Raw genomic sequence first — 7848 nt, 5'->3', positions numbered from 1 at the left:
CCACAAGGGCAGGGGGTAGTTTTTGTTCACCTTTGGGATGGCCGAGATCGTTTTGATTACTTGACGGGGCCGCGGGGCCCGCGGCGCCGCGGCCGATGAGAGGACTCGTTACCGGTCAGTGCGAAGGCATCATCCTGTGATGTGCATCCATGGCCGGCTTGATGGCCGCAGCAGTAACACCCGCGGCGACGATTCCTGTGATCCAGGAGGTCCAGGCTGCGCCCGTATGGTCGGAGTAGGCACCGATCCACGGCGAGATGAACAGCAGGACACCGAGCGCGCACTGCACGTACTCGAGCCACGGAGTACCGGGCATCGAGAGATTCAGCACGCCACTCACGATCAGCAGGATGCCGAAGACGAGCATGAGAGTCATCGACGCAGACGACTGACGGGTCCAGAAGACCGACAGTGCGGCGTACAGACCGCAAATGCCTGCGACGTAGTCTTCCCAGCGCATCCACTTCTTCATTGGGTTACTCCCTCCCATCTATCCGCCCCCGGACTCCCGGGGGAGCCGGTCAGTGGTGGTGGTCGGTGCTTCCGCGCCGAGCGCCCGAAGCCGCTGGCCTCTTCCAGTAGACGCCGCAGAACGCATGCTGTAAAGGGCACATAAAGTCACGGAATCAGCACAGAATTCCCCTGCTCCCCCTCCGTTTCGGGTACGCCAACCGCTGTCCGTGACCGTCTCGGGTACGCCAACCGCTGTCCCTGACCGTCTCGGGTACGCGAACCGCTGTCCCCGACCGTCTCGGGTACGCGAACGTCCCTTGCCGGCGCCCTCCCCGCGCTTGTCCGCGTCAGTTGGTGTACCCGAAACGGGGGTGGGGGGTCAGACGTCGAACTTGGTCTCGACTTCCGAGGAGGTCACGCTGGCGACGACGCCTTTGGCCACTTCTGACAGCTTGCGGTTCCGCGCGTTGGAGGCGCGCTTGAGGATCTCGAAGGCGTCCTCAGGCGAGCAGCGATTCTGCCCCATGATCACGCCGAGGGCGAGATCGATGATGGTCCGGTTCTCCATCGCCGCGGCTCGGTGTTCCGCGAGCTCGGCCTGATGCGCGTAGCGGGCGGCAAGGCGGAGGGTCCATGCCACACCCCGCCGGCACTCCCCCACCACGCCGAGTACCGCATGGGTCTCAGGTCCGGGGGCCTGGCCGAGAAGGACGAGGGCTGCTGAGCCCTCGTCCTCCAGTTGAATCGGCAAAGCCATCAAGAGTTCGCCGGGACTTCGAGTCTCGTGGTGCCCATCGCCGTCGGGCCCGATCACCGAGATCGACTCGGACAGGACGGACCGAAGGGGACTCCCCTCGCGCGCAAGCCAGACTGACATGAGCTGCTCGGTAGCACCGTCGCTGGCCGCTGTCAGTATCGGCCTCCGTGGCCGCTGGACGGCAATCCCGCAGGAGAGCCCGTGCTCGGCGAGGACGTCGGAGGCCCAGCGCACCAGGCCGTGCGCCACGTCATCGAGCGATCGGTGATCGAGGAGCAGGCGATACAGCTCGGCGAGATTCGGCACTCCCTCGCTCCGAGCCTCGGCCCCGGACTCTCCGCGGCTGGTGCGGCTCGTGATCTCCTGCATACCTATGAGGTACCCGGAAAAGCCGCTTATGAAGCACGGGTTTAGATCCTCGGTGCCCTCTGATCGGCCCATGGCAGGCGAGTGTGAGCAACAACACGGATGTGCTCAAGCCTGTGGTCGGCCGCGTCCGGGGCCGCCATCCCCGCGGCAACCCCGCTTCGCAGATAATCGACCACTGCCTCGGTGATGTTCTCGCCCGGGACAACGACCGGCATCCCCGGCGGGTAGGGCGTGAGCGGCTCGGCCGCGATCCTGCCCACCGCATTCTTGGTCTCCACGAGCTCCGCCTCGGAGAAGAAGGCCTCCCGCGGCGGCATGGCCGGCTCGGGCTCGAGCTCCTCGGGTGTGGGGAACAAGATCGGCGTGGGCCGGGGCAGCTCCGGGGCCGCCTGGCGAAGCCGCCGGAGCGAGCGGAGGAGCCGGTCGGCGCTCGCGTCATCGTCGGCGAGGGACAGGTTCGCCTCGAGGTGGCGGTGGTCGCAGAGGTTCAGGTCGAGGGCCTCGTGGGCCCGCAGCCAGTCCCCCGCGTCGTAGCCGCTCACGCCGAGCTCGCCGACGTCCACGAGGACTTGAAACGGGTCGAGGCCGGTGGTGGACTCGACCGCCAGCAGGTCGTCGTCCACAACGTGGAAGCCATCGAGCGCATCGATATCCCGCCGCACCCGGCGGGACAGGTCGATCGCCTCCCCCAGAATGCGTTCGCCCTCGAGCGCCATGGTGCGCCGCCACCCGTCGATCGCCACGAGGATGAGCGCGTTGACGCTCGTGGTCCCCAGGAGGTCGGCGCACGCGGCAAGCCGGTGGCTGTCCACGAGCTGGCCCCCCAGCTGGAGAACCGAGCCCTGCTCGAAGCCGGCGCCCATCTTGTGGACGCTGACCACGGCGACATCCGCCCCGGCCTGCATGGCGCTGTCCGGCAAGGCGTCGTGGAACGGCAGGTGGGCGCCCCACGCCTCGTCGACGATCAACGGCTTCCCGTGGCGGTGGCACACCTCCGCGATGGCGGCCACGTTCGCACACGCCCCGTAGGGAGTCGGGCTCGTGATGAGGCAGCCTGCTGCGCGGGGATAGTGCGCGAAGGCTTCGTCAACGGCATCGGACGACGGCGGGTGGGCCAGGTGGCGCTCGCGGTCCCACGTGGGCGCCACCCACCGGGGCATGAGCCCGGCGAAGATGAGTCCCGCGACGACTGACTTGTGGACGTCGCGGCTCACCAGGAGTTGCCCCTTGCCGCCGGCGACGGCGAGCATGGCAGCTTTGACCGAGAGGGAGCTTCCGCCCGTCGAGAAGAAGGCCTGCTCCGCTCCGACGGCTTCGGCCATGAGCGCTTCGGCGCGCGCGAGCAGCCCACGCGAGGACTTCCTGTCGTCCAGACCGCCGGTCACCAGCACGTCCGAGCGGAACGCCTCGGCCCCGATGATGCGGAGCGTCTCGGCGTCAACGCCGCGGCCCGAGCGATGACCGGGCGGCGCAAAGCCGTAGCGAGGGCCCGCCTTGTCCTCGTCGAGGGCCGAGAGAAGGGGCGCCTCGCGCTGGTCCATCCCGTTCCCCTGGCCTGTCAGTCGTCCTGCGGGCTCGACCCCGCCTCGATGACGACGCCGTCCTCCGGCTGGTCCGGTCCGCGCCGCACCGATTCGGGCTCGGGAAGGAGCGCGGGCTCGGGCGTCCGCACCACGATCGCGGGGACCACGAGGAACATCACGGAGCACAGGATCGCGAGGCATCCGCCGACCACCCAGCCCTCCCAGCGGCCGAGGACCACGTCGAAGATGAGGGACGCGGTGCCCACGATGAGCAGGGCGGCCAGGCCCAGGCCTGCCTTGGCGGCCCATGCGCCGCTGGCGACGAGACGGTTCTTGACCTGCCGGCGGAACAGCCGGCGATGCACGCTCAAGGGCATGAGCACCACCGACAGCGCGGTCGCGGCCGTAACCACCATGACGAGGTAGAGGACCCTCTGGTATTCGTCGAGCGAGGAGAAGCGGTTCTGGAACGGGAGCGTCAGCAGGAAGCCCGCGATCAGCTGGAGGCCGGTCTGCAGGATGCGGAGCTCCTGCAGGATCTCGGCCCAGTTCCGGTCGAGCTTCTCCGCGTAGGTCTCGCGGCGATGGTAGAGCACAGCGCGTGGCGCCCGGCCGCGATGCCCATTCTCGCGCGCGTCGTCGCTTGGCTCCGTGTAGGCACGCTCGCCGTTGATCTCATGCGACATCGATCCCCCACGGTTCCGGCGGACTGGTCGGGTCCGGGTACTGCTTGTCCGGGTCCGGGTCCCGGGGCGGGGTGTCGGGACCGCGGCCGGGCTCCGGCTGCTCTGGGGGCAGGCCGGGAACAGGATCGGGCGACGGCCCTGGTCGCTCCTCGGGAGGCAGCGTCGTCTCGGTTTCAGCATTCAGTCGCTCAGACATTGGTCCTCCTTACGAACGCCGGGCAGAACTGGATGCACTCCTGTTGCCCGCTCACCCGGCAGTTACACCCCTGAGAACCTCCGCGGCCTCGGCGTCGCGGTCGAGCACCGTCGTCGGGCTCTCCAGGTGAACGGCGTGCGAGGGGAGGATGCCCGCCCCGCCGTAGCGCTCCATGACCCGCCACTGGGCCACCACGTCCTCACCCGCGTGCGCGGGCGGCAGGTGCCGCCAGAACTCGAAGCCGCCGCACTCGACGAGGGCCTCCCGGCGGTAGAGCGCGCACCCACCCACCCACGCGATGCGGTACGCGAGCCACTCCCCCGGCGCGAGCCTGCCGTTCCGAACGAGGTCGGCCGCCAGGTGGGCGGGGTTGGCGGCGTTGTGCAGCGTCCAGCGGCGGAAGCTCGGCGAGTCTTGGTCGAGGCGTTCTGGCTCGACCGGCCCGTCCCAGGCCTCGAAGGGTTCGAGCTCGTGCGGGCGGCGATCGTCGAGAAACGAGAGCCCCTGAACGGGCATGCCCACGAAGCCGCAGCCCAACTCGTCGAGGGCCTCCTGGAGCGTCCACACCGCCTGCGGCGCGAGCCATACGTCGTCGTCGAGATACAGCACGCGGTCCGCCGACGACTGCTCGAGGAGGAACTGCCGGTGCTCGGCCAGCCCACGCCGCGGCAGGTGCTGGTGGACCGCCACGCGCCGCCCCTGCGCCTTGAGCACGCGCAGCATCGCCTCCGCGGCGGGGTCATTCCACCCGGGAGTGCCGTCGCTCTGGTCGCTCACGATCACGCCGAAGTCCTCCGCGTCCTGCGCCGCGAGCCCCGCGAGCGTCGTAGCGAGCTCGGCGGGCCGGTTCCGTGTGGGGACGAGGACCTCGAGAGGCGGCGCACCGCCGTCGTGCTTCGAGCCGGGCACGCCGGACGACGCGCCCCAAGCCTGGGGACCGCGCAGCGTCATGAGAGCCGCTCCTCGCTGGGTTCCTCGGCGTGAGCGCCCACCGGGACGCCGCGTCGCTGGACATAGCCCAGCAGCTCCAGGCGTCCCCCGACCTCGTGGACCGCCGACTGCTCGGCGAGCATCCCCGGCAGGTAGTCGCCGCCCTTGACGTACACATCCGGGCGCAGCTCCCGGATGAGCGGGACGGCGGTTTCGGAGTCGAAGACGACGGCGCAGTCCACCGACCCGAGCGCCGCGACGACGGCGGCGCGGTCCTCCTCGGCGATCACCGGCGACGACCCCCGCAGCCGCCGCACCGACTCGTCGGAGTTGATGCCCACGACGAGCAGGCCACCGAGGCGCGCGGCCTCCTCGAGGAACGCGGTGTGGCCGCGGTGCAGCTCGTCGAAGACGCCGTTCGTGAGCACGATCGCCCGGCCCGCGCGCCGCGCCGACGCGACGGCCTCGCGCGCCTCGTCCCACGAGCTCACGGCGCTGGCCCACGCGGCGTGCTCGCCGCGGAGCTCGCCTACGAGCTGCGCGACCGTGCAGACCGAGGTGCCCGGGGATTCGACGACGACGTCCGCGGCCGCCTGCGCGACGTCCGCCGCGTCGTCGATCGCCAGCCCCGCCGCGAGGCCCAGCGTAAGGCCCGCGACGAACGTGTCGCCCGCGCCGACGGCATTCTGCTCGGGAGCGGGGCGCGCATGCGTCACGTGCCCCGCGCGGCCGTGGTCAAGGAGGATCGTGCCGTCCCGGTCCAGCGTCACGAGCGTGTGCCGGGCGCCCGTGGCGCGGGTGATCTCCTCGGCGTGCTCGGCCGCCCATTCGAATCGGTCGCCGTGCGGCGCCGAGGAGCCGAGGAGCTCGGCCGCCTCGCTCGCGTTGGGCGTCACCACGTCCGCGTGGATGTCCGCCCATGCGCTCGGCCGGCGCGCATCGACAACGAGGGCGCGCGCCCCTTCTCGAACGGCGCTGTGGTCGAGGGCGGCGAGGGCGCCAAGGCCGTAGTCGCAGAGGACGACGGCGTCCGCCTCCTCGAGCGCAGCCAAGGTGCGGTCCGCGACGAGACGGGCTTCGTCGTCGTCGGCCGCCCTGCAGAAGTCCGAGCGCAGGAGGAGCTGCCCATCGGCGACGAGGCGCGCCTTGACCGGGGTGGTGCGATTCGGGAGGCGGACGAGGCCGTCGGTGTCGATCCCACGCTCGGCCAGGCAGCGTGCGAGGGCTTCGCCTGGCTCGTCGTCGCCCGCAACGCCGATGAGCCTCACCCGCGCCCCGAGGGCCGCGAGGTTCATGGCGGTGTTGCCCGCGCCGCCGGGCGCGTCGAGAGTCCGGCTGACGTCGAGGACGGGGACTGGGCCTTCCCGGCACAGCCGCTCCGCGCTCCCCTCCCAGCGCCGGTCGAGCAGCACGTCCCCCACCACGAGGACGGTCGGGCGCTCACGACGCAGCGCATCGATCAGGCGTGACTCCGCTCCCATACTCAGTGTCTCCTTGCTCTAAAGTCTCCGCTTGGCCTAAAGGAGCGCTCGTTTGCTCCACGGGGAATCACCTGTGGGGGTGCACCGACGGTTTACCCCCCTGCACCGGCCCCAACCACCGGCCGAGGCGGGTTTCGCGCCCTCAGGCGAGGGGTAGCGCTTCCCTGACAAGCGCTTCGACCCGGAGGGGGTTCCACGGTGACCGATGCTGGCAGGCCGAACCACAGATTCGAGGACATCCGGCGGATCGCTGTGCTGCGCGGTGGCGGCATCGGGGACCTGCTGTCCATCCTTCCCGCGCTCGAGGCGGTCGATGCGGCCTACCCGGACGCCGAGCAGGTCCTGATGACGACGCCGCTGCTCGCCTCGCTGCTCGAGGGGCGCCCCGGCCCCGTGGACCGGGTGGTGGTCGTGCCGGTATTCCCCGACGCGAAGGCTCCTGATGGGCGCGGCTGGCGCGAGCACGACGAGACCATGGAGGTCATCGAGAAGCTCCGGGCCGACGGCGTGGACCTCGGCCTCCAGCTGCACGGCGGAGGCCGGAACTCGAATCCCTTCGTCAACGCCCTCGAGCCGCGGCATACGGTGGGCTGCGCAACGCCCGACGCGGAGCCACTCGAGCGCATGCTCCCCCACCTCTACTACCAGCGCGAGGCAAGCCGCTGGCTCGAGGTCGTCGAGCTCGCGGGCGCACCCGCTGTCGTCACGGAGCCGCGCTTCGCGACGATCCCCGCGGACGCGGAGGCGGCTCGACCGTGGATTCTGGACGGGGCCCGCGGGCTCGTCCTCGTCCACGCCGGTGCCACGGATCCCAGGCGCCGCTGGCCGGCCGAGCGCTTCGCCGCCGTCGCGGCCGAGCTCGCTGCGGACGGGTGGCAGGTTCTGGTGGTCGGAGACCCGAGCGAGCGCGAACTGGGCGATGGCATCGCCGAGAAGGCGGCGAAGCTCTCGGGCGACCTCTCCGGAAACGCCGAGGGGCTGATCGGCTCGGCAGCCGGCCGGACCAGCGTGAACGGCCTCGTAGGGCTGCTCGCCGCCGCGAGCCTCGTCGTCGCCAACGACAGCGGTCCCCGCCACCTCGCCCACGCCCTCGGCACCCCGACGGCGTCGGTGTACTGGGTGGGCAACCTCATCAACGCGGGCCCGCAGGGGCGCCGCCTGCATCGCGTCCAGATCGCGTGGCGGCCCGACTGCCCCGTGTGCGGCGCCGACGGGACGAATCCCTTCGGGCGCCACTGCGACCACTCGGTCCCGTGGGTCGACTCCGTGCCGGTCGAAGCGGTCCTCGCCGACGCGCGGGATCTCCTCGCGGGCCGTTAGCCCCCAACACGTTGCGGCCGGCCCGCCCCCCGGGGGGGGGCCCCGGGGGCGGGCCGGGCCCCCCCGGGGGGCCGGGCGGGAGGGGGGGGGTGAGGGCCGGGGGGCGCCAAAGCGACCCACAACGCACCCCACC

8 protein-coding genes are annotated in these 7848 nt (G+C 71.0%); 1 reads left to right on the top strand and 7 read right to left on the bottom strand.

Going from position 1 to position 7848, the window contains the following annotated elements; all coding sequences use genetic code 11:
- Positions 1 to 115 precede the first annotated feature (115 nt).
- From ACTHL9_RS08195 to ACTHL9_RS08165, 7 genes are all read right to left on the bottom strand, one after another.
- Complete coding sequence (locus tag ACTHL9_RS08195) at positions 116 to 472, bottom strand: SPW repeat protein (RefSeq protein WP_440518358.1); 357 nt, start codon at positions 470 to 472, stop codon at positions 116 to 118.
- Between the two features lie 360 nt (positions 473 to 832).
- Complete coding sequence (locus ACTHL9_RS08190; RefSeq protein ID WP_440518357.1) at positions 833 to 1579, bottom strand: ANTAR domain-containing protein; 747 nt, start codon at positions 1577 to 1579, stop codon at positions 833 to 835.
- A gap of 41 nt (positions 1580 to 1620) precedes the next feature.
- Positions 1621 to 3120, bottom strand: a complete 1500-nt coding sequence (locus ACTHL9_RS08185) for an aminotransferase class I/II-fold pyridoxal phosphate-dependent enzyme (protein ID WP_440518356.1) — start codon at positions 3118 to 3120, stop codon at positions 1621 to 1623.
- A 17-nt stretch (positions 3121 to 3137) separates the two neighbouring features.
- Positions 3138 to 3788 carry a DUF6328 family protein gene (locus ACTHL9_RS08180; RefSeq protein ID WP_440518355.1) on the bottom strand — a complete coding sequence of 217 codons (651 nt, stop codon included), beginning with the start codon at positions 3786 to 3788 and terminating at the stop codon, positions 3138 to 3140.
- The gene (locus tag ACTHL9_RS08175; protein ID WP_440518354.1) at positions 3778 to 3984 is read right to left on the bottom strand and encodes a hypothetical protein; all 207 of its coding nucleotides are present in this window, start codon (positions 3982 to 3984) and stop codon (positions 3778 to 3780) included. The genes ACTHL9_RS08180 and ACTHL9_RS08175 overlap by 11 nt, the downstream gene beginning before the upstream one ends.
- 51 nt (positions 3985 to 4035) lie before the next feature.
- The gene (locus ACTHL9_RS08170) at positions 4036 to 4935 is read right to left on the bottom strand and encodes a glycosyltransferase family 2 protein (protein WP_440518353.1); all 900 of its coding nucleotides are present in this window, start codon (positions 4933 to 4935) and stop codon (positions 4036 to 4038) included.
- Positions 4932 to 6395, bottom strand: coding sequence for a PfkB family carbohydrate kinase (locus tag ACTHL9_RS08165; RefSeq protein WP_440518352.1), 1464 nt, complete (start codon positions 6393 to 6395; stop codon positions 4932 to 4934). Before ACTHL9_RS08165 ends, ACTHL9_RS08170 begins: the two co-directional genes overlap by 4 nt.
- 198 nt (positions 6396 to 6593) lie before the next feature.
- Between ACTHL9_RS08165 and ACTHL9_RS08160 the strand changes: the two genes are divergently transcribed.
- Complete coding sequence (locus tag ACTHL9_RS08160; protein WP_440518351.1) at positions 6594 to 7715, top strand: glycosyltransferase family 9 protein; 1122 nt, start codon at positions 6594 to 6596, stop codon at positions 7713 to 7715.
- The last annotated feature ends 133 nt before the right edge of the window (positions 7716 to 7848 follow it).

It is taken from the genome of Sinomonas sp. (assembly GCF_051955515.1).
Taxonomy (GTDB): Bacteria; Actinomycetota; Actinomycetes; order Actinomycetales; family Micrococcaceae; genus Sinomonas.
This window is presented reverse-complemented; position numbering and strand designations above follow the sequence as displayed.

What these genes read in the sequence shown, in the direction of transcription:
- ACTHL9_RS08170 (WP_440518353.1), bottom strand. Translation starts at nt 4,935, where the DNA reads ATGACGCTGCGCGGTCCCCAGGCTTGGGGCGCGTCGTCCGGCGTGCCC.
- ACTHL9_RS08190 (WP_440518357.1), bottom strand. Translation starts at nt 1,579, where the DNA reads ATGCAGGAGATCACGAGCCGCACCAGCCGCGGAGAGTCCGGGGCCGAG.
- ACTHL9_RS08195 (WP_440518358.1), bottom strand. Translation starts at nt 472, where the DNA reads ATGAAGAAGTGGATGCGCTGGGAAGACTACGTCGCAGGCATTTGCGGT.
- ACTHL9_RS08185 (WP_440518356.1), bottom strand. Translation starts at nt 3,120, where the DNA reads ATGGACCAGCGCGAGGCGCCCCTTCTCTCGGCCCTCGACGAGGACAAG.
- ACTHL9_RS08180 (WP_440518355.1), bottom strand. Translation starts at nt 3,788, where the DNA reads ATGTCGCATGAGATCAACGGCGAGCGTGCCTACACGGAGCCAAGCGAC.
- ACTHL9_RS08175 (WP_440518354.1), bottom strand. Translation starts at nt 3,984, where the DNA reads ATGTCTGAGCGACTGAATGCTGAAACCGAGACGACGCTGCCTCCCGAG.
- ACTHL9_RS08165 (WP_440518352.1), bottom strand. Translation starts at nt 6,395, where the DNA reads ATGGGAGCGGAGTCACGCCTGATCGATGCGCTGCGTCGTGAGCGCCCG.